This window comes from Paenibacillus sp. MAHUQ-63 (assembly GCF_028765165.1).
In the GTDB taxonomy this organism is placed as follows: Bacteria; Bacillota; Bacilli; order Paenibacillales; family NBRC-103111; genus Paenibacillus_E.
This window is the reverse complement of sequence record NZ_JARADB010000006.1, coordinates 175321-195366: the sequence shown is the minus strand read 5'-3', so window position 1 is coordinate 195366 and position 20046 is coordinate 175321. Positions and strand designations below refer to the sequence as shown.

The following is a 20046-nucleotide window of genomic DNA, read 5'->3' as shown; positions in this document are numbered from 1 at the left end:
AGTGGCCCGTCTATCGATCGTGGGCTACGTCTATGTTAATTCCATCAGCATCAGCAGCGTGATGCAGGTCGGAGATAACGTCAATACCGCGCTGAATACCAACGTCTTCGCCGTGCAGCGCGAGGTGCCGATTTATTACGGCAATGAGGGAAGCTTCAAAGCCTATCCGTTCTATCGGCGCCCGATCCCGATCCCTCAGCCCCCGGAGCCTTTCACAATGTGTGTGGATAACTTGGGCTCCTTCATTCGGGTACGAGGTCTTCGCATCCTGGGCCTCTCCGCTACGTCCGTGCTGCAGATCGGCAGCAACCGTATCTCCAGCGGAGAATCCCGAGTCATGAACATTCGCCAATTCGTCACGAACAAACCCGGCCCCAAGGAGCAGACCACTTTCATCAATTTGGGGAAGGCGGACGTCATCGGCGATCTGCTCCCTGCCATCAAGCCGCCGCTTGGCTTATGATGGGGCTGACGTGAGATCACCATCCTCCACGGCTTATGATGGGGCTGATGTAAGATCACCATCCTCCGCTCGGCTGCGGATGGGACGGTGCAAAAATGCGCAAAAAGTACAGCTAAATCAGATGATTTAGCTGTACTTTTATTTTCTGACAGGGCGCCTTACTTGCCCCTGAGATAAGCTAACGGACACAGCTGCGCTTATTCCGCGATTCTGGGCCGCTCCACGATTCTAACGGACTCCAGCGACGTTATTTGCCTCAACACCGGGCGAATCCGCCCGAATTCCAGCAAATAACGGCTCCCTGGTCCGTTAGCGTTGAGGACGCCCCATTTTCGCCCGATTAACGGCTCTGGTGTCCGTTAGTGTGCCCGTGGTTCCAGGGCCGAGCAGTCTTGCGGTGCGTCCGTGCGAGCGAGGCACCGGCCAGCTAACGGACACAGCAGCGCTTATTCCGCGGTTCTGGGGCGCTCCACGATTCTAACGGACTCCAGCGACGTTATTTGCCTCAAAACCGGGCGAATCCGCCCGAATTCCAGCAAATAACGGCTCTCTGGTCCGTTAACACTGAGGACGCCCCATTTTCGCCCGATTAACGGCTCTGGTGTCCGTTAGCGCAAGCGGTGCCTGTGGTTCCAGGGGCCGAGCACTTGCGGTGCGTCCGTGCGAGCGAGGCACCACCGGCCAGCCGCACCCAGCTGCTTACTTCGTAAGCAGCGGCTGCGCGCGGCTCAGCAGCGCCGCCATCTCCGCACGCGTGAGCGACGCGCCCGGGCGGAACGTGCCGTTCGCGAAGCCGTCGACAAGGCCATTGCTGCTCATCGCAGCAATAGCCTCCGCCGACCATCGGTCCGCCGGCACGTCGGAGAAGCGCTTCGCAGAGGCGGAGCCGCCCTGCGAAGTCAAGTGCAAAGCGCGGGAGAGCAGCATGCTCATCTGTTCCCGCGTCATGATTTGATCCGGCGCGAAGCGGTCCGCACTGATCCCCTCGATCAGCCCGCCCTTCTTCGCGAGCTGGATATCCTGCCACGCCCAATGCGTAGCAGGCACATCCGTGAACGAGCCGCTGCCCGCGGACTCGCCTTCCAAGCCAAGCACGCGCACCATAATCGTCGCGGCTTCTGCGCGGGTCAGCGCCGCATCAGGCGCGAACCGGTCTGCGGCCGGGCCGAGCATCCAGCCGCGGTTCGCCGCGGCAAGCACAGCGTCTTGGGCCCAATGCTTTTGCATATCGGTGAAGTAGAAGCCGTCAGCCCAGAGGCCGAAATACCCCCAGGTATCCGCCGTCTCCTGATTTAAGCTCCAGCTGCCGGTACCTTTGAGCTTGTATTTGCTCACCAGCTTCAGCTTTTCCTTCATGGACTGCTCATTTTCGAACCAAACGGTGTAATCGCCGGGTTCTAACGGTTGGCCGTTAATGCTTGTGGCCGTATCCTCCTCACGGATCGTGAAGCTGGCAACCGGCGATTGGCTCGCACGATCATATTGGACGGACCCCTTGTACGTGCTGATGAGCTTCTGCACCATTTGAGAGGTAACACCGGCGCCGTTGCTCGCGGGATTCTGATTCCAGTATCTGCCGTAGAACGGGACACCGAGAACGACTTTCTCAGCCGGCACTTGCGAAACGGCATACTGAATGGATTTCTCCACGAAGGGTAAGCTAGCTACAGGCCCCGGTGTCGGGTCGCCCGGGTAGCTCTCGTCATAGGCCATGACCATCAGATAGTCGGCAACGGCGCCCAATCCCTTATAGTCGTATAAGCCGATCCAACTGCCGGTTGTGCCTGTCGGGTTGGCCGCCACCGCAACGGATACCTCTTTGCCGCTCGGCAATTTGTTACGAAGCTTTTTCACAAGATCGGTATACCCGTCTCTGTAAGCGCCATCCACATTCTCAATGTCGAATTGGATGCCGTCCAGGTTATACGTCTGAATGGCCTGCACGATTTGATTCGCCAGCGCCTCCCGGTTATCAATCGCTTTCTCTCCCAGCGCACGGTCGAAATCATTGCTCAAGAACGGGACGACGCGTTTCCCGCGCGCATGCATGTCCGATATGAAAGAAGCTTGTATCGTAGCGGAAAGCTCCAGGCTGCCATCGGATTGAAGATGGAAATAGCTTGGAGAAACCACATCGAGCGTTTGACCGCTTTTATCTACTTGAGCCGTATACGAACTCGGATTGCCGAAAAAGATATAAGACATGTTGAACTTACCCTGCGCGGAACTTGCCTCAGCCTCAGCCTGAGCATGATACAGCCCCGAGCCTGTCGCTATCGTCAATAATCCCGCTGCCGCTAAGGCAACAAGGCCTTTTCTCAACCTCATCTTGGCCACTCATCTCCTTCTACCTTTTCATCACATTCTTCTATCATCCTTGAAAGACTGCTAATAGGCTAGGAGTAAATATTGGGTAAATGCCAAAAAAACCGCTATCTGAGGGGCTTAGCCCTTCGCGGCGGTTGTTAATAGAGTACGTTATCGGGATTTCGGTTGATAGAATTGATAATGATTGCGTCCCTTGCCCTTGACTTGGTAAAGCGCAATGTCCACTTCCTTAAGCATCTGTGAAGCTTCCCTCGTGTCGGAGTGATACATCGTAATCCCCATGCTGACCGTAGCCCTAAAAACCTGATCCAAGACCTCCCATGGCTGATCGACGCAGTTCAGAATCCGCTGTGCCACGCCTCTGACATGCTCCTCGCAATCTACGCCCGGCAGCAGAATGGTAAACTCGTCGCCGCCCATCCGGGCAAACATATCCACTTCGCGAAGACAGCCTTGAATACGCTGGGCAAAATGCTGCAGGAACGCGTCCCCCACATCGTGCCCCATGGTGTCGTTAATCAGCTTGAAATCGTCGATATCCAAATAGACAAGGGCAAAATACCGGTCCATCCGCTTGGCCTGCATAAGCAATTGATGCAAATGCTCTTTGAACAGCCTGCGGTTCGGCAAGCCTGTCAGAGGATCGTGGAAAGCCATGGCGATGAGGCGGTTCTCCTGGTTCTTGCGGAGCGTGATGTCATTCAGCACGAAGCAGATCTCGGCGAGCTCCCCCGCCGCATCGCGGATCGGCATCGAGGTGCATTCGAACCAATTATAGCTCTCGCCTGTTCCTTTCATCCGAAACTCCAGCTTGCTGCTGCAGCACGTCTGTACCGTTCGAATAAACATTTTATGTAAATCCATGCGATATTCAGAATCAATGAGCTCAACCACCTGCAGAAAATCTTCAGGAATGAAGCCGATCACCGGGTTGAAGCTCTTGGAGGCATAGGTTAAATTTCGATGAACATCGAATATACAAAATAAATCCCACGCTTGCTCGATGAATTGGCGTACGAATATATCCTTCTGCATCCATGGGGGTACCGCAAAACTTTTATCAGCCGAATGACTCATTACTTTCGTCGCCCCCTCGTGTGCTTCTGCATAGAGACTAAGGTAGATTAGCATGGAAACATAAAGATTTGATAAAGTCCAGCTAAATTTTGCGTTAATTGGCGAAAGCATTTTCTGTTTTTCGACATGTTTCTACAAAAGTCGAGAAAATACATAGTCCATTACACCCTCCCGCTTGCAGGAACCGCGTCAAATCTCACTTTTTGGCAATAAAAGGATAGAATTTTCTGGGAGATTCGTTCTATAATGAGGTTAACATTAGTGAGCGGGGAACCGTTCCCTTCGTAGAGCCGTTCCGTTACTAAGGAGGATTTCTAGTTATGGCAGGAGAAACAATTCTAGTAGTAGATGATGAGCAAGAAATTGTCCAATTGATCCAGCTTTACCTAGTTCGAGAAGGATACAAAGTTATCAGCGCCAATAATGGACAAGACGTATTCGAAATCGTGAAAGAGCACAAACCCGATCTTATCGTTCTGGATATTTTGCTTCCGGGACTCGATGGTATAGAAGTTTGCAGGCAGCTGCGTAAGACAAGTAATACGCCGATCCTGTTCATCTCCTGCAAAAGCGAAGACATCGACGTGATTCTCGGCTTGAGTATGGGTGGCGACGATTATATGACGAAGCCGTTCAGCCCTAGCCAGCTTGTCGCCAGAGTGAAGGCCCTGCTGCGGCGCAACTCTATTCGCGAGCAGCATCAGGACGATCCGCAGCTTGTGAGGTTCCCCGGACTCGAAATCGATCTGGTCAGCCATATCGTTCGTGTGAACGGGCAGACGATCTCGCTGTCGGCCAAAGAATTCGATCTGCTTTCCTTAATGGCCAAGACCCCTAACCGGGTATATAAAATCGAACATCTATTCGAGCTGATCTGGAGTCTCGATAGTATGGGAGACCCGCGAACGCTCATCGTACATATCAGCAATCTGCGCAAGAAGATCGAAGCGAATCCGGCCGAGCCCCGCTATATTATTACGGTTCGGGGCGTCGGCTACAAATTCAACGGTTCCGCCGTCTAGAAGAACCTTTGCCACCATTCGGCCATATGCTGCTGCAGCGGTACGGCTGCCGCCGCTATCACCAGTGCCGGCAGCATGTTGGCAACGTTTACTTTCCTAATCTGCAAAATATTGATGCCTACGCCAATAACCAGAACACCGCCGACCGCCGTGATCTGAACGATCATTGCATCCAGCGACGCTTGGCTGAAGGCCATTGCGATGAACGTTGCGGCTAAGGCGATCGTACCTTGCATAATGAACACCGATGCTGCTGAGAAGATGACGCCGACCCCCAAGGTCGATGCGAAAATAATGGACAGGAATCCGTCCAACAGCGCTTTCGTGTACAAAATATCATGATTATGCCGGAGACCGCCGTCCAGCGGTCCCAGAATGGCCATCGCTCCGATGCAGTACACCAGCGTGCATGTCACGAAGCCTTCCGAGATGCGGCCGGTGGCGTTCCCGGCGTTCGCTTGGTTCATTCGGGCCTGCAGCCAATCACCGAGCTGGGCAAGCCTGTATTCGATGCGAAGCAGCTCACCCGCGATCCCTCCGGCAACGAGACTCATAATAACGAGCACGATGTTATTCGACTTGAAGGCCATCGTGATGCCCAGCACCGTAATGGCAAGCCCAAGGCCCTGCATGACGGTGCTTTTGATGCCTTCCGAGATGCGGGGCAGCGCCATCCCTAATAATCCCCCTACGATAATGGCGATTGCGTTCACCATTGTCCCCCATAATGCCATGATGTTCCTTCCCTTTCTGTCCAATCCTTCTATTAGCCTTCCATGACAACCTTCTCATTCTACACGATTCTACTCATAATTTCCTCCACGCTTGGAAATCGTATGGATAAGCAACAGGAAAGGAGGAATACGGCATGTCGAAAGACAAATCCATGGATCCAATGACAGGCGATGTCGTGGAGACAGACGGCATTTATGCCAATGAGGCTGGACAAGAGGTAACACTGAAACGCGGGGATGAATTTCCGGCGGATCTTATCCTGGGCCGCACCACTTGGGAACTTCAGGGCTTCGCAGATGAGGCCCAAATTGATCACGATCAGTCGGAGCTGAACCCGATGCGCAAGCGCGTTAATCACGATGCTGACGGCGAAAATTGAAATCAGCAACCGTCATCAATAACAGAACTTAATCATGGAACCGGGCTGCGATGGATGCGGCTCGGTTTTTTGCTTGATTATGGTATACTAAGGGGATGATAATGACGCTGGGGGATCAAGCATGAACGGAAAACGCATCATCATTGTTACGGGGGGCACGCTCGGCGACTGGGCACTTGACATCATCCAAGAAGCTGACTTATTGGTCGGTTCTGACCGCGGAGCCTTATTTCTTATTCAACACGGCTATGAACCGGACATCTCGATGGGAGATTTCGACTCGGTGACCGCAGAGGAGTTGGACCTCATTCGCTCTTCCAGCCGCAGCTTCATCGAATGCGATCCGGTGCATAAGGATTTGACCGATACGGAAATGGCTTTCAATTGGGCGCTGGACCGGCATCCGGACCATATTCTTATTCTCGGCGCTCTAGGCACACGGTTCGATCATTCCTTGGCGAATGTGCACCTGCTGCGCAAAAGTACCGAGCTGGGGATCTCCTGTTCGATTATAGACGCTAATAATCATATCCTCGTGATGAATCAATCGACGCGGGTCGAGCGGGGCCGCTATTCTCATATCTCTTTGCTCCCGCTAAGCTTGGAGGTTACCGGCATTACGCTTCACGGCTTTCAATACCCGCTGCACCAGGCTACGTTAGTCATCGGGCAATCGCTTGGAATCAGCAATATTCTCACGGAACCGGAGGGCTTGATTGAGATCAGCTCGGGATTATTGCTTGTGATCCAAAGTAAGGATTAGGCGCGAAGGACATTTTTTCATGCAAAATTTAGAAAATAGACAAATCTGGTAGCAAAGCTACAGGGCACATCTCTGCTACAATGTACTTTGCACCAGATATTACTAATAGATATTGAGGTTGTCCAAGCATGCCCTATGCACAAGAGAATTTAATTCGGATCGTCCAACCCAAAAGTGTGCAATCCGTCATCTCCCAATTTGCAGAAATCCACCTGCTTACGAATCGGGAAGCTGAGATTATGGGACTTATCGCTCTTCATGGCTATAGCAACAAAGAATTGGCAGCACATTGCAGCATAAGTGAAAAGACCGTTAAGGTTCATATCGATAAAATTATGGATAAAGTCGGCACACGCTCGATGCGTAAGCTACTCGCTACCATCATCGGCAACATGTATTAACGCTTGAACTGGCATTGGAGACTGTCATCAGTCCCTTCTGCCAGTTTTTTGTTTTATGTATATTTCCCCCAGCCATTGCTTACAAATAGAGTAATAGATTATTTCTCTAGAAACGGTTGGTGTGAACCTATGAACATAACGGGTAAAAAAGTCCTGTCGCTTGCCAAATCTGCCGGGCTTTTCACTTTGCTTCTCTTCCTTATAGCCTCCTGCACACCCGCTTCCAGCTACAGCAAGCAAGGAGCTGTCCCCGCTGCCGCATCTCTGCATGGCGGACAAGCCCCCGATTCCGCGGAGGAAGCTGCCGGGGCTTCACGGCTCGAGGAGCCTGTACGCATCGCGGACATGTCGTCTGAACCTGCCAGGACGGTCGAAGTCGGGTTAGCAGCTCCCGAGCAAGCTCCCGCTGCGGAACCGCTGCCGGCTGCAGAGCGGACGCTTGGAGAGCAGGGCGCAGAGCACAGCGAGCATACAGGGTCAAGCCCGCATACGGACCTTAGCCAACCTGCAGAGCTCTCCCTCTCCCCGGGAAGTCCACTGCCAGTGGACATGAAGCCGGAGCCGCCAGCCGCCGTTACCGTTACCGCGGCGACTTACGTTCCCAAGGCACTGAAGAAGGTAAGCATTCCCGTGCTCAACTACCATAGTGTTGCGATAGATCCAGGCAATATCGTCGTGATCTCTCCGGACAAACTGAAGGAGCAGATGGCCTACCTGCATAAGCAAGGCTACACCCCTCTCAAGCTTGATACGTTCATCCGCCTCCTGGAAGGAGACGATTCCCTCCAAGTTCCGGAGAAACCGGTGCTGCTTACGTTCGATGACGGCTACATCGACAATTATGAGCAAGCGATGCCGATTTTGGCCAAATACGGCTTCCCCGCGACGCTCTTCGTTTCCCCAGGCATGACGGAACAGGATGGCTATCTCAACTGGGAGCAGATCCGTAAGCTCCACGAGGCAGGCTGGGATATTCAACCGCACGGCATGTCACATCCTCACCTCCCTCGTCTTGGAGCGGATGAGCAGACCTATGAAATCGTGGAAGCCAGGAAACAAATTGAAGCGAAATTGGGAACGAAAGCCGATATTTTCTGCTATCCCTATGGGGAATACAATAAAACAACGCTGAAGATCCTGAAGCAGCACGGGTTTCGGTATGCATTTACCACCGAACAAGGCGTAGCCACCAACCAGCAGCCGCCTTACCAGCTAAAGCGGATTTTCGTTAACGGTGAGGAAAATTTGAAAGCATTCGCTGCCAAGCTCCCTAAATAGGGGGCTTCTTTTCTAATTATGCGAACCAAAATGACTACTTTTATAGTATAATATACCTATTAACCTAGAGGAGCATCTTCATGTCACAGCCAAATAAGCGCTCCAGCTTCAGGATTCATCTCCAAATCCCATTATCCGCCATGTTCAAAATCATCGGGATCAAAAATAAAGCAATCGAAACCAAACACTCCAAAATCATGATCAAGGATATCAGTGCCGGCGGGATCCGCATGCACACCCCCTTGAATCTTCCTACCGAGATGAGCTTGCTGCTGGAGTTTACTTTCCTTCTGTTTCATCAAGAAATGAAAATTTTGGGCGTCATTAAACGAAAAACGATGCTGAAGCCAACCCTCTATGAATACGGGATTGAATTCAGCATCGCAGATCCGGTTCTGGAACAGCAGCTTACCAGTCATTTGATTATGTTGTATAGTCGCTTGCGGCGTAACAACGTTCTCGCAAGCTGCAGCTTTTGTTCCGAAGATGATCTTGAAGACATTCTCGCCTTGCAATACGAGATTACATAGCGGCTGCAAGCTTCTGTACGAATTGTTCCAAATAACGCCGGTCGACTTCATCGAAACGGCTCAGGATCGGGCTATCGATATCGAGCACGCCGATCAGCTCATCGCCCCGCACGATCGGCACGACAATCTCCGATTGGGAAGCGGCGTCGCAGGCGATATGCCCCGGGAACGCATGCACGTCCGGTACAAGCACCGTTTCCTGGCGCTGCGCCGAGGTCCCGCAAACCCCTTTGCCTAGCGGAATTCGCACGCATGCAGGCAGTCCCTGGAAGGGCCCCAGCACAAGCTCTTCCTTCTCTTGGGACGAGTCCAGCAGATAGAACCCCACCCAGTTGATCTCTGTCAGAAACTGTCCGAGCAGCGCCGCGGCATTGGCCAAATTGGCAATGCGATTCGGCTCATCGTGTATCAATGCTTCAACTTGCTGAATCAGCAAGGCATAGTTGTCTTCTCTTGTTCCCTCGTAGTTGGCTTTCGTAAACATGACTTCATCATCCTTCTTCCCCTAATCGTCTTGCACTCTCATCATACCATTAAGCGTTCATTCCCGCCAAAGATGAGGAGTGGGAATCTCGGCCAAGATCGGCATTCTTCCCGTGGGACAGGCTGTGAAAATGGGATGCCGCGATGCCCAGAGCCGGAATCGGTAAAGACTGACCGACGGGATCGTGTAAGTGTATACAGGCATAGGCACGGCCCCCCTCCGGAACGGGAAATCCCCCTTCTTTTGCGGCTAACGGACACCAGCACCTTTATTTCCTCATTTCGGCCCGTCCTCACTCCCAAGTCGGTGTATAGAGGCGCCTGTGTCCATTAGGATAACGGCCGTGGCCGTGGTGAGGCTTTCGATTAATTGTATATAACTTCGGAAATCTGTGGGAGACCACAAAATGTATACGAAAAATCACATACATTCTCTGCATGTGTCCGTTCACGCAAAACTGTCCATAGTTAATTTACAGCCTCATGGTGTCCGTTAGCCGCTGATAATAGAAAAGGGGCAACCTCCGCTTCCCGGTCGCCCCATAAATTTATGATTCCGGTCAATCGCCGGTATTATTGCTGCCCGTAATAGGCGTTAGCTCCGTGCTTTCTCAGGAAGTGCCGGTCCAGCAGCGTCTGATCCATCGCCTGAATCGAAGGATTCAGTTGATAGGTGCGGTAGGCGATCTTTGCAACTTCCTCCAGCACAACGGCGTTATGCACCGCATTGTGCGGATCCTTGCCCCAGCTGAACGGCGCATGGCAGTTCACCAGCACGCCTGGCACCATCGCCGGGTCCAAATCCTTGAACGTCTCGATGATGACGTTGCCCGTCTCCAGCTCGTATGCCCCCTTGATCTCAGCTTCCGTCATGAGACGTGTGCAGGGGACTTCACCATAGAAGTAGTCGGCATGTGTCGTACCCAGCGCCGGGATGCCCCGGCCCGCTTGCGCCCAACTGGTGGCCCACGGCGAGTGCGTATGCACAATACCGCCAATCGACGGGAAAGCGCGGTATAACGCCAGATGGGTCGGCGTGTCCGAGGAAGGCTTCAGCTTGCCTTCTACAATGCGGCCTTCCAAGTCCACCACAACGAGATCCTCGGCTTTCAGCTCCTCGTAGGGAACACCGCTTGGTTTAATTACGACAAGTCCCTGATCGCGGTCAATCCCGCTGACATTTCCCCATGTGAATGTGACCAGCCGATTTTTGGGCAGGTCCAGGTTCGCTTCCAGAACCGCCTGTTTTAAATTGTCCAGCACTTGCTCTCATCACCTTCCGTGTATAATAACTCATTATACACTTGTACGTACATGTTAGCTAGATACCTGCTCAAATTAAAAAGAGGCGTACAACTTGTATGTACACCTCATCCAATCCGCTAAGCGTGTATGATCGAGAAAACAATTGTTTTGCCGTCCGGCTCCAAACGCGTTTCCACAGAGAAGCTCCCGATCTGCTTCGTCGTCGTCTCCAATACGCCTTGGGCCGCCGCCTGAGCGCAGGCTTCCGTGAAATGACGATAGAAAATGTCGGCATCATAGCCGAACAGGTTATCCGTGAACTTCCGGATGCTCTCCATATTACGGGCCAATGTGCCGTCCTCCAAGCGGACCGTTACGCCGTAAGTGGCGAACTGCGGATCGAGCCACAGGGAGGCCTCATTGCTGTTGCGCACTCCGGCGGTCGGGCCGTTCACGGCAACGGCCTTGGCCTCCGCGTTCCGGAACAGGCGCAGCGTCGTTTCCTCCAGATCGTAGTTCGTCCCGCGCAGCTTGCCGGCTTCTTCCATAACATCGTAAGCCTCCAGCATGCGCTGATCGGGGAAGATCAACTTCTTGTAGCTGCCATCCTTCGTAGGCACGACTTTGACGAACGCCTCGCCCTCGTTCTTGACGCTAATCCGTTTCGATTTGGTCTGCAGCCGTGCAATGATCTGCAGCGCTTCGGCACGGGTTACGTCACGGCCGACACCGAAGTATCCGTTCGGGTATCCTTCCATGATCCCCTTCGTCATCGCTTCCCCGATGAACCTCTGCTGTCTTGCCGTCGCGCTCCGCAGATCGCCGAACTGGGAGGCCGCTCGAAGGCTGTACGCTTCGTCCTCCAAATACTCGGTTTCCTTAAGTAAATAATATAAGATCTCTGCAACGTCCTCCCGCTTCAGCTTCGCCTTGTAATCCGGGAATTGGCCTTTGCTTATGAAATGAAGATCGCTGGCCAAATCCAAATAAGGTTTGGCCCAATAGCCGACCGTGCTCGGCTTGAATGTGAAGTCCCGGTAATCCTGCTGCAAAATGCTCTGATTGCCGGCGCTTAACGATTGCAGGAAACTGCTTCTCCAATTCCGCTCCCCATTGGGAAATATATCGGTGAAAGCAAGCAGCACAATTTTCACGAATTGATCTGCCGTCACCGCGTCGTCGGGCCGAAAGGTCCCGTCCGGGAAGCCGTCAAGCAGCCCTTGCTGCGACATCTGGTTAATCGTCTGCTCCGCCCAGTGCCCCTTGACATCCTTCATGGCTGCAGCTTCAACTTTCGCTTGCTGAGTGCCTATGGTTATTACGCAGCATACCGCTGCTATGGTTAGCCATTTATTCAATTGCCGCATACAAGATTCTCCGCTTCTCTACAATTTATTCGGTACCAACTTGTACCATTGTCTAGAATAAGCCTTCTATTCAGCTTTGAGAACAGGCTTTATGCCTAGTAAGGAAGACGCGACAAACCCGGTCAGGCTTGGGTCTATAGCCGCACCGCCAGCACCTGTCAGAACGGCCGGCACCGTCTCCCAGATCAGCAAAAAGGACCATACCCTCTACACCTGTAGATGTTATGGTCCTACTATGAACGGCGATTATGATTTTCGTGCGCCTACGGTTACGGCCGAATTATAATAGCGCAGCCAATCGGCTATGTACAGCATCTTGGTCAAGAAATCCGGTGCGCTGCCTTGCAAATAGGCATATTTCTCCTGCTGGAGCAGCTGATGCATTTCCCAGCTTTTGTGAAATAAGGTCTTAACGAAGGCTTCCTCCGTTTGGGGCTTATGCAGATCCGTACCGCGGGAAAGCTCGACCTCTTCAAATATGACGCCTCGATAATAGGGATAAACATTCACTTGCTGTCCCATATCCACGTAAGCAAGTCCCGTATATTCAAAAGGCAACCAAATTAAATTCGTCTTTCTGTCTTCCAGTTTAACCGTATACGCTAGTCCCATATTCAGTGAAACTGGCTGCGGATAGTTGTTAATGGCACCGGAACGCAGGTGATCCATAATATGCTCAACGAAATTCATGGTGTTCTTCCTCTCCGAAGGACCTGTTTGATGACATCATCCTACCTTCATATTGCGTGTTATGGCCTTCTATTGTCAAGACTGTTGCGACAAATTTTGCATCCCATATTTTGCATAATAAATGCCAATTGTTGTGATACTAGACCAAACGCAGAGAGGATGGATTTACGTTGTCGACAAATTCCACTCCCCGATGGATGATGGCCTCCGTACGAAGGTTCGATATTATTTATGCCCAGCGGCGCAATCCGGTCATGGTGGCGTGGTGGTCAGCTTCCTTCCCTGGTTTCGGACACCTGCTCATGTACAAAAATACGACAGGCGTTCTGCTGACCTTATCCGAGGTTATCATTAATACATTAGCCCATATCAATGAGGGTATGGTGTATTCCTTCAGCGGCAACTTCGCAATGGCCAAGCAGGTGCTGCACCCTCAGTGGCTGTACGGCTATATGATTATTTATTTCTTTGCGATTTGGGACAGCTACCGAAGCGCGCTCGAAACGAACAAGCATTATGAGTTGGCTATCTTGGAAAACGGCCGGATTCCGGTTCATCTCATGCGCTCAACCGGCATTCAATTCCTCGAGAAGAAACGGCCTCTTGTCGCCGCTTTCTGCTCGTTCTTTTTTCCCGGTCTGGGACAGCTCTACAATAAACATATCTGGTTGGGCTTTTACGGCATTCTCTGGTGGTGGATTTACATCACTTTCTCTCACAGTTATGAGGCCCTTATGGCGCTAATCCTGGGACATAACCGGATGGTGGCCAGCATTTTGCAGCCTCAGTGGCTGATGTTCATGCCCTCCGTGCTCGGAGGCGCCATGTTCCATGCCTATTCGAGCTCTATTGAACAGAATCGGTTGTTTCGTATAACACAGCGCCAATATTTGACGGATTATTATGAGAAAGCAAGGAATCGAATCATGGGCGGCAGCAGCGCAAACCATATTCCACTGTGGATAATCGGTACATTTGAACATAGCACGGAGCTGGAACAAGCTCTAAGCATCCTGGAGCACAGCGGGATTCCGTCCGGCCGGATTCTGCCTGTCCTCATGAACGCTCATCGAGATAAATCGTTGTCTATCGTCGACCAGCGCTTCGACCAGACAACCAAAGCCGTTGAAATCGGTTTTGCCAGCGCGACGGCCTGCAGCGTGATCGGTATCAGTTTAGGATTCGTGCTGGAATGGGGCCCTATTATCTGGGGGCTGCTCTACGGCATCGGCGGCTTCCTGATCGGGTTCATCATCGGACAGCTGTTGAAATCCAAGCACAGCCTCTCCCGCCGTCCCAATAAGGTACCTGAAGTCACGGTATTGGTTCAATATTTGAATGACCAAGAGGCGGCACTCATTAACGAAACCTTCTGGCGCTACAAAGCAATTACGGTAGGCAAAATCGAACACCCCCACGAGGACTGAACTTTCCCGCCCGCGCCTCCTGCCTCCTTCCGGCCCCGTCCCCGTCTATTTGGACACACTTTTTTCGATCCTTTCTCTGAATCATAGACCGATGTTCCTTACTGCATTCGAATGGTATAGTTATAGGGTGCAGTAAATTTTTTTAGGCGGATATCGAACTTTTTCAGGCTGCACGCGTCTAATTCAGAGAGGTGAGGGAATGGAGACGACCGGTGTCCATGTTTTTGAATATTTGAAATACGTATCTGAAACCACAGATCAGAAAGTTATTCTTCGTAATCTGATGGAAACCTATGGCAATGATGTTTGGAATTATGCCTTCAGCATTTGCCGCAATTCGGATTTAGCCGATGATATTACACAGGATGCATTCCTTAAAGTTTATCGCAATCTTACTACATTCCGCGGTGAGGCCTCGGTCAAGACCTGGCTTCTTACGATTACCCGCAATACAACTTACGACTATCTGCGCAAGGCTTTCTGGCGCAAAGTGACGCTTGTCGGCTTCATCCAATCGACGGGCACATCACAATCTGCCGAAACGGAAGCCATGGAGAAATTATACGCAAGCGATATTTGGAAAAAAGTGATTTCCCTGCCTCCGAAGTACAGGGAGATTCTTATTTTGCATGCTCATTACCAGCTCTCCACCAAAGAAATGGCATCCATTCTTAACATCTCGGAGGGTACCGTCAAATCGCGGCTTCACCACGCCAGACTCAAGGTGGTCAAACTGAAGGAGCGTGAGGCTCTTGAACAATCCTGATCCGGATGATTTACGCAAACAATTGGAATCAGGACCGCTTGAGCGCCCCGGCTTTACTTCCAAGCTTCAACGCGACATCGAAGACGCGATCGAGCGCAAGGAACGAACGAAGCCGAAGGTAGGGCCCGTGTTCTGCTTCGCAGGCATCGGCGCGGTCGCCGCAGCCCTGCTGCTTTTCCCATGGGGAACGCTGCATACCCAGAGCGAAGCCGCTCCTGTCGCAGACGCCGGTTTAACAACGGCTGCAGCGTCCGTCAGCCACTCGCCGACGCCGATTACGACGGCTTTGCTCATTGGGCTAAGGACCGAGCAGGAGCCTGCAGAGGCCCAATCCGGGCGGTCGGTGAAGCCAATGCCCTATAGTACGTATCGCACGATGCTGATCGCGCCTGTTCGCGGACAGCTGCAATTAACATCCGAGGGCCCAGGAATTCTCATGCCCTATAAGCAAAACTTCTGGAAGATCGACTCGCTCGTTCATCGAACGAAGACCGATGAATTCCACTACTTATCCGCGCACTTAGCCGATCAGCCTGCCAAGCCGGAAGTATTCCCGGATGTGGAAAGCGAACAGCTGAATCGCACGGAAACGCTGCTTTTCGCAGGGAATCAGTACTTGTCGATTGCCGAGTCGGAGCAGACGCTGCGGGGCAATGTCCCTTATCAGGCGGACCGCATCTGGGTGCGTACTCTCCCGCAATTGAAGGAAGGGCACACCATCCAGTTCTATAATAAACCGGTGGACAAGAATCACGTATCGCTTGCCGATGTCTATGGCTCGAATGCGAACGTTGACAGCACGCTTGCCTCCCTGTCCAGCGGACTGCGCGGAGATCTCACATCCCAGAGCTGGACGATACAGCGCGAACCCGGTCGCTGGGTCGGCAAAGTCGCGGAGACACCGCGCGCGAGCTCCACAGCGCCTGACAGCTACGTGCTGCATGACTTCCCGCGCGAGCTGCCGGAGAAGGTCGTGAATCACGACGAGCTGTGCTGTACCTGGAGCGGCATTCAGTCCACCTGGCCGCAAGCGACGGATGCGCTGACATCGCCGCTAGGCGATATGATCGTGATCTTCGAGAAAGATCAGCTCAAGTTCTACCCTTACGGCCAAGCGCCGGGCAGCGCTCCGCAGCTTACACTGGATTTATTACCCGGCGAGAAGCTGGTGATGGCACAGTGGGCCACGGATCATTACGTCGAGGAGTGGATTGACAAGGTCGGCCGCTTCCTGGAACCGACGCTCTCGGATAAGCTGGCCCGAGCAGCTGAATAGCATGCAATAAGGGGCCACCCGCACGTGCAGATCCTTCTGCCGCCGGGTGGCCCCTTTGTATTACTGTTTCGTATATGCATCCATAAACGACTGCGCATAGCGGGGATCCCATTGCGTCCCCTTCCCTTCCTGGAGAATGGCCAGCGCTTTCTCCGCAGGCATCCCCTTCCGGTACGGCCGGTCGGACGTCATCGCATCGAACGCATCCGCTACCGCTATGATGCGCCCGAATTCCGGAATATCCTGGCCCTGCAGGCCGTCCGGATATCCCTTGCCGTCATAGCGCTCGTGATGCGAGCGCACGCCGGGAAGCAGCGGAGCCATCGCTTCGGCGGGCTCGATCTGCTTCAAGATCGATTCACCCAGCACCGGATGCAGCTTGATGATCTCGAACTGCTCGTCGGTCAGCCGGCCCTCCTTCAACAGCACATCGTCACGCACGCCGATTTTGCCGATATCATGCAGCAGCGCCGTTTTGTTCGGGAGATCCAGCTGCCGCTCACTCAGCCCTTCCGCTCTGCCAATCATCAGCGAATATTGGGCGACGCGTGTGGAATGACCGGCCGTATAAGCATCTCTGGCGTCCAGAGCGGCAGCGAGCGTAGCGTAATAGCTCTGGAGCAGCTGATTGTTCATGCGCTCGCGGGCCTCCAGGCCTTTGACCATATGATTGAAGCCGGCCACAAGCCGCGAGAACTAATCGGAATATAAATCCGACGCGCGCACTTGCAAATCCCCCGCTTGGACGTCCTTCATCGCCTTATGTAAATATTCGATCGGCTGCTGAATATCTCTCGCCAGCATCCTGGCCCCCAACGAAGAGAAGCCGACACCGAGCAGCAGAATAAGGCCCGCCCATTTCCAATAATCGACGGATACATGCGACGCTTCCGAAATAAGTCGGATTTGCGTCGCCAAGCTGAACAGGAACAAGGGCATCGTCCCGATTAGAAAGGCGCTCAGTTGAAACTTGCACTGAATGGATACGATGACCCGCCCGTCCAGCGAGACATCTTCGCCATAGAGACGCCCGCCTACATCGCGGATATGTATAAGGACCGGGCGAATCGCCTGAGCCGTCATGAAGAATTCCAGCAAAGCGTGCATGCTGGCCACCAGTACGGCTCCAACGCCGGCAAGGCCGAGATAATACATCGGAAGCGACAGCCATCCCGCCTTAATCGCGATGAAGGCCATCGCCATCGCCGGGACGGAGAGGCCTAGAAAGTGCGGCCCCAGAATTCGTTTCACCGAGAGCGCCGGGAAGCGGTGGGTCTGCACATAAGCCTCGCGGATGACGGCAAGTTCGGGCGCTTCCCGGACTAGCATAGCCCGAATCGGCTGCATATGCCGGCGAAATACGAGCAGCTCGGCCAGGATCATCACACAGAGCGATAAGATCATAATGAAGAAAATGTGGACCATCTCCGCACTCGAAATCGCTAGCGTCGTCGAAATGATGACCCCGCCTACCACCACAACGGCAATGCCGGAGCCTATGATATAGTTGCGAATCAAATCTCGCAGAAACTTGCGGTAAATATGCATGATGGACTGCCTCGTTTCAATCTAAACTCTGGGACCCAACCAACATCCCAGCTTCTCTCCTATTGTATAGCAATTCGACATTCGCCGCAGAGAAAAATGCCCTCAGCCTTAGAACAGCAAGGCCGAGGGCATTCTTTTATTCCGTATCCTTATTCATAACGGTTTTCGCCGTTAGGTCCGCGTCTTTGCCGAGGAAGGCGCGCGCCAGATCGGTGACGGTTTGACCTGTCAGCGTTTGCGTAATCTCGGGCACCTGCGCAATCATCTTGGCGATGTCGCCCGTCACCCGGTTCACGCCGGAGGTCGCGCCGTCTTGCGAGATCACCGTGATCTTATCCACGTTGCTCAGAGGGGCCGCAATGCGTTCCGCCAGTTCCGGGAGAATCCGCAGAATCTCCACCGTTACCGCCGCTTGCGTATACTGCTTGTAAGCCTCGGCTTTCTTCTCCAGCGCCTCCGCTTCCGCAAGACCGGCCAAGCGAATGACCTCCGCATTCGCCTTCCCTTTGGCGAGCTCGGCCTCAGCCGTCGCTTCGCCGCGTTTTCTCGTCGACTCGGCTTCGGCCTCCGCTTCGAGAATTTGCCGCTGCTTGCTCACTTCCGCGCGCATAATAGCCGCCTGCTTCTCCGCTTCGGCCGGCTTGATGACGGTCGCTTCGAGCTCCTTCTGCTTCAGCTCGACCTCGATCTGCCGAACGTTCTTGTTCGCTTCGGCTTCCATCTGCTTAATTCGCACCTGCTCGGTCACGAGCGATTGCTTGATCTGATTCTGCTTCAGCTCATAGGCCAAATCCGCCTCGGCTTGGCGGGAGGTCGTCTCCTGCTTGAACTCCGCCTCCTTCATGCTGAGCTCCTTGCGGTACTGCGCCTCCTTGGCCGTAGCAGCCGTCTCCGCTTCAATCTTCAGCTGGTGCGCCTCGGCTCGCCGGATGGCCGATTCCTTCTCCGTGTCCGCCTGGCGAATTTGGATATCCCGCTCGACTTCGGCCTTGGCGATGCTGGCGCTTTTGCGGACGCGCTCAATCTCCGGAACTCCGAGGTTCTCAATATAGCCTTGATCATCCGCCACGCGCTTGAGAACGAAGGAGATCAGGCTGAGACCCATTTTATCCAAATCCTCCGAACACGTCTCTCTCATCTTGCTGTTCAACTCATCCGGGTTCTTAAGAATCGCTTCGACCGTCAACTGTCCGACCAATCCGCGCAGATGTCCCTCTACGGAGTGCAGAATCATCATCTCGCGTTCCAGCAGCGTATGATCCAGAAACTGCTCGGAGGCCGTGGCGATGGCGACGGGATCGCTCTGAATTTTGATTTGAGCAACCGCTTCAATCTTGAGCCTTATGCCCTGCAAGGAAAACATCGGCTGGTCCGGCTTCACATCGAAGCTCATCAGCATCATGGAAATCGTTTTGAAGCTCTGGAAGCCCGGAATGACGAAGGTGCCGCCGCCCTGCACGACGCGCTTGCCCCCCAAACCGAACACGATCATCGCATCATTCGGCGGCACTTTCTTATAGGCTCTGACAATGGTGGTAAGTAAAATAAAAACGACAATCACGATCGCTGCCACCGTGTACAATACCGTCAACATGAACGTATTACCTCCCGAGAGTGTATTTAGGCCAGATCACTGAATCTGCTTACTGTCGCAACACCTTTATCCATATGCAAAATAACTACCTTAGCCCCTTTGGGAATGGACTCTCCCTCCGCGGATCGAGCGCTGATAGAGCGCTTGGTCCCCTGCATGACAATGACCATCTCGCCGATGCCATGGCCGTTAATTCCCACGATCAACCTGCCCAGTTGTCCGCTAAGCTCAAAATCGCTCTCCTTCATACTGTTATCATGTTTGTAGATGACTTTGACGTAAAAGAGGAAGAACAGCCATCCCATCACGAGGCCGGAACCGATAGCAATCAGCAAAATGACCAAAGCGTTCGTCATGCCGAGCTCGCCAAGCATATAACCGATCCCGCCGAATGCCGTCAAGCTGGCTAACAGCGAGGACAGGTTGAAGAAGGACGGTCCCCCATGGCCGTGGCCATGTCCTCCCCCGGCATCCCCGTGGAATTCGAAGAAATCGCCGCCGAAAAACGTGAGCAGCACCGTCAATACAAGGCCTGTAAAGAAACATATGGCAAACAAAGTCATCATAGACGTCACCTCCTTAGGGCTTCCTGCCGAAGCGCATCTCTCACCTCATAAATATAGACTCAACTGGTAATAAAAGGTTTCGGTCAAAAAAAATCTAAAATGAGGTGC

The 20046-nt window shown here is 53.0% G+C and carries 21 protein-coding genes; 10 read left to right on the top strand and 11 right to left on the bottom strand.

Features of this window, described 5'->3' with window-relative positions:
• The first annotated feature begins 1 nt into the window (after position 1).
• Positions 2 to 463 (top strand): spore germination protein GerPE, encoded by a 462-nt coding sequence (locus tag PUT07_RS28535; RefSeq protein WP_274472183.1) that lies wholly within the window; start codon positions 2 to 4, stop codon positions 461 to 463.
• Between the two features lie 699 nt (positions 464 to 1162).
• Here the strand turns inward: PUT07_RS28535 and PUT07_RS28530 are convergent.
• Both PUT07_RS28530 and PUT07_RS28525 read right to left on the bottom strand, forming a co-directional pair.
• The gene (locus tag PUT07_RS28530; RefSeq protein WP_274472182.1) at positions 1163 to 2791 is read right to left on the bottom strand and encodes an S-layer homology domain-containing protein; all 1629 of its coding nucleotides are present in this window, start codon (positions 2789 to 2791) and stop codon (positions 1163 to 1165) included.
• Positions 2792 to 2941: 150 nt separating this feature from the next.
• On the bottom strand, positions 2942 to 3868 hold the full coding sequence (locus PUT07_RS28525; protein ID WP_274472181.1) for a sensor domain-containing diguanylate cyclase: 927 nt from the start codon (positions 3866 to 3868) through the stop codon (positions 2942 to 2944).
• A 320-nt stretch (positions 3869 to 4188) separates the two neighbouring features.
• Here PUT07_RS28525 and PUT07_RS28520 point away from each other — a divergent pair, with 320 nt between their 5' ends.
• Positions 4189 to 4890 carry a response regulator transcription factor gene (locus PUT07_RS28520; protein WP_274472180.1) on the top strand — a complete coding sequence of 234 codons (702 nt, stop codon included), beginning with the start codon at positions 4189 to 4191 and terminating at the stop codon, positions 4888 to 4890.
• On the opposite strand, the gene PUT07_RS28515 is transcribed toward PUT07_RS28520, so the two are convergent.
• The gene (locus PUT07_RS28515; protein ID WP_274472179.1) at positions 4887 to 5624 is read right to left on the bottom strand and encodes a DUF554 domain-containing protein; all 738 of its coding nucleotides are present in this window, start codon (positions 5622 to 5624) and stop codon (positions 4887 to 4889) included. The genes PUT07_RS28520 and PUT07_RS28515 overlap by 4 nt on opposite strands.
• A gap of 134 nt (positions 5625 to 5758) precedes the next feature.
• Between PUT07_RS28515 and PUT07_RS28510 the strand changes: the two genes are divergently transcribed.
• The 5 genes from PUT07_RS28510 to PUT07_RS28490 all read left to right on the top strand — a co-directional run bounded on the left by PUT07_RS28510 (position 5759) and on the right by PUT07_RS28490 (position 8976).
• Entirely contained in the window at positions 5759 to 6004 is a 246-nt protein-coding gene (locus PUT07_RS28510) for a hypothetical protein (protein ID WP_274472178.1), read from the top strand.
• 121 nt (positions 6005 to 6125) lie between these two features.
• The gene (locus tag PUT07_RS28505; RefSeq protein ID WP_274472177.1) at positions 6126 to 6767 is read left to right on the top strand and encodes a thiamine diphosphokinase; all 642 of its coding nucleotides are present in this window, start codon (positions 6126 to 6128) and stop codon (positions 6765 to 6767) included.
• A gap of 128 nt (positions 6768 to 6895) precedes the next feature.
• Positions 6896 to 7168: a helix-turn-helix domain-containing protein gene (locus PUT07_RS28500; RefSeq protein WP_274472176.1), complete on the top strand. Its 273-nt coding sequence runs from the start codon at positions 6896 to 6898 to the stop codon at positions 7166 to 7168.
• Between the two features lie 129 nt (positions 7169 to 7297).
• Positions 7298 to 8446 (top strand): polysaccharide deacetylase family protein, encoded by a 1149-nt coding sequence (locus PUT07_RS28495; protein WP_274472175.1) that lies wholly within the window; start codon positions 7298 to 7300, stop codon positions 8444 to 8446.
• An 80-nt stretch (positions 8447 to 8526) separates the two neighbouring features.
• Complete coding sequence (locus PUT07_RS28490; RefSeq protein ID WP_274472174.1) at positions 8527 to 8976, top strand: PilZ domain-containing protein; 450 nt, start codon at positions 8527 to 8529, stop codon at positions 8974 to 8976.
• On the opposite strand, the gene PUT07_RS28485 is transcribed toward PUT07_RS28490, so the two are convergent.
• The 4 genes from PUT07_RS28485 to PUT07_RS28470 form a co-directional block, all read right to left on the bottom strand.
• Entirely contained in the window at positions 8969 to 9460 is a 492-nt protein-coding gene (locus PUT07_RS28485) for a GAF domain-containing protein (RefSeq protein ID WP_274472173.1), read from the bottom strand. The two genes, PUT07_RS28490 and PUT07_RS28485, sit on opposite strands and share 8 nt — an antisense overlap.
• Before the next feature lie 572 nt (positions 9461 to 10032).
• Entirely contained in the window at positions 10033 to 10722 is a 690-nt protein-coding gene (araD, locus tag PUT07_RS28480; protein ID WP_274472172.1) for an L-ribulose-5-phosphate 4-epimerase, read from the bottom strand.
• Between the two features lie 119 nt (positions 10723 to 10841).
• The gene (locus tag PUT07_RS28475) at positions 10842 to 12071 is read right to left on the bottom strand and encodes an S-layer homology domain-containing protein (protein WP_274472171.1); all 1230 of its coding nucleotides are present in this window, start codon (positions 12069 to 12071) and stop codon (positions 10842 to 10844) included.
• A gap of 246 nt (positions 12072 to 12317) precedes the next feature.
• Positions 12318 to 12761, bottom strand: coding sequence for a hypothetical protein (locus PUT07_RS28470; protein ID WP_274472170.1), 444 nt, complete (start codon positions 12759 to 12761; stop codon positions 12318 to 12320).
• A gap of 170 nt (positions 12762 to 12931) precedes the next feature.
• On the opposite strand from PUT07_RS28470, the gene PUT07_RS28465 reads away from it, so the two are divergent.
• The 3 genes from PUT07_RS28465 (at position 12932) to PUT07_RS28455 (ending at position 16230) form a co-directional block, all read left to right on the top strand.
• Positions 12932 to 14188 carry a hypothetical protein gene (locus PUT07_RS28465; RefSeq protein WP_274472169.1) on the top strand — a complete coding sequence of 419 codons (1257 nt, stop codon included), beginning with the start codon at positions 12932 to 12934 and terminating at the stop codon, positions 14186 to 14188.
• A gap of 199 nt (positions 14189 to 14387) precedes the next feature.
• Complete coding sequence (locus PUT07_RS28460; protein ID WP_274472168.1) at positions 14388 to 14954, top strand: RNA polymerase sigma factor; 567 nt, start codon at positions 14388 to 14390, stop codon at positions 14952 to 14954.
• Positions 14941 to 16230 carry a hypothetical protein gene (locus PUT07_RS28455; protein WP_274472167.1) on the top strand — a complete coding sequence of 430 codons (1290 nt, stop codon included), beginning with the start codon at positions 14941 to 14943 and terminating at the stop codon, positions 16228 to 16230. Before PUT07_RS28460 ends, PUT07_RS28455 begins: the two co-directional genes overlap by 14 nt.
• 60 nt (positions 16231 to 16290) lie before the next feature.
• Here PUT07_RS28455 and PUT07_RS35490 read toward each other — a convergent pair whose 3' ends face one another.
• The 4 genes from PUT07_RS35490 to PUT07_RS28440 form a co-directional block, all read right to left on the bottom strand.
• The gene (locus PUT07_RS35490) at positions 16291 to 16866 is read right to left on the bottom strand and encodes an HD-GYP domain-containing protein (protein WP_338000782.1); all 576 of its coding nucleotides are present in this window, start codon (positions 16864 to 16866) and stop codon (positions 16291 to 16293) included.
• 60 nt (positions 16867 to 16926) lie between these two features.
• The gene (locus tag PUT07_RS35485) at positions 16927 to 17778 is read right to left on the bottom strand and encodes a hypothetical protein (RefSeq protein WP_338000781.1); all 852 of its coding nucleotides are present in this window, start codon (positions 17776 to 17778) and stop codon (positions 16927 to 16929) included.
• Between the two features lie 136 nt (positions 17779 to 17914).
• The gene (locus PUT07_RS28445) at positions 17915 to 19372 is read right to left on the bottom strand and encodes a flotillin family protein (protein ID WP_274472166.1); all 1458 of its coding nucleotides are present in this window, start codon (positions 19370 to 19372) and stop codon (positions 17915 to 17917) included.
• A gap of 26 nt (positions 19373 to 19398) precedes the next feature.
• Positions 19399 to 19938, bottom strand: a complete 540-nt coding sequence (locus PUT07_RS28440) for an NfeD family protein (protein WP_274472165.1) — start codon at positions 19936 to 19938, stop codon at positions 19399 to 19401.
• Positions 19939 to 20046: the final 108 nt, after the last annotated feature.

Coding starts and splice junctions, on each gene's coding strand:
- PUT07_RS28525 (WP_274472181.1), bottom strand. CDS start 3,868: ATGAGTCATTCGGCTGATAAAAGTTTTGCGGTACCCCCATGGATGCAG.
- PUT07_RS35485 (WP_338000781.1), bottom strand. CDS start 17,778: ATGCATATTTACCGCAAGTTTCTGCGAGATTTGATTCGCAACTATATC.
- PUT07_RS28445 (WP_274472166.1), bottom strand. CDS start 19,372: ATGTTGACGGTATTGTACACGGTGGCAGCGATCGTGATTGTCGTTTTT.
- PUT07_RS28485 (WP_274472173.1), bottom strand. CDS start 9,460: ATGTTTACGAAAGCCAACTACGAGGGAACAAGAGAAGACAACTATGCC.
- PUT07_RS28440 (WP_274472165.1), bottom strand. CDS start 19,938: ATGATGACTTTGTTTGCCATATGTTTCTTTACAGGCCTTGTATTGACG.
- PUT07_RS28530 (WP_274472182.1), bottom strand. CDS start 2,791: ATGAGGTTGAGAAAAGGCCTTGTTGCCTTAGCGGCAGCGGGATTATTG.
- PUT07_RS28505 (WP_274472177.1), top strand. CDS start 6,126: ATGAACGGAAAACGCATCATCATTGTTACGGGGGGCACGCTCGGCGAC.
- PUT07_RS35490 (WP_338000782.1), bottom strand. CDS start 16,866: ATGAACAATCAGCTGCTCCAGAGCTATTACGCTACGCTCGCTGCCGCT.
- PUT07_RS28495 (WP_274472175.1), top strand. CDS start 7,298: ATGAACATAACGGGTAAAAAAGTCCTGTCGCTTGCCAAATCTGCCGGG.
- PUT07_RS28515 (WP_274472179.1), bottom strand. CDS start 5,624: ATGGCATTATGGGGGACAATGGTGAACGCAATCGCCATTATCGTAGGG.
- PUT07_RS28460 (WP_274472168.1), top strand. CDS start 14,388: ATGGAGACGACCGGTGTCCATGTTTTTGAATATTTGAAATACGTATCT.
- PUT07_RS28490 (WP_274472174.1), top strand. CDS start 8,527: ATGTCACAGCCAAATAAGCGCTCCAGCTTCAGGATTCATCTCCAAATC.
- PUT07_RS28500 (WP_274472176.1), top strand. CDS start 6,896: ATGCCCTATGCACAAGAGAATTTAATTCGGATCGTCCAACCCAAAAGT.
- PUT07_RS28470 (WP_274472170.1), bottom strand. CDS start 12,761: ATGAATTTCGTTGAGCATATTATGGATCACCTGCGTTCCGGTGCCATT.
- PUT07_RS28520 (WP_274472180.1), top strand. CDS start 4,189: ATGGCAGGAGAAACAATTCTAGTAGTAGATGATGAGCAAGAAATTGTC.
- PUT07_RS28510 (WP_274472178.1), top strand. CDS start 5,759: ATGTCGAAAGACAAATCCATGGATCCAATGACAGGCGATGTCGTGGAG.
- PUT07_RS28475 (WP_274472171.1), bottom strand. CDS start 12,071: ATGCGGCAATTGAATAAATGGCTAACCATAGCAGCGGTATGCTGCGTA.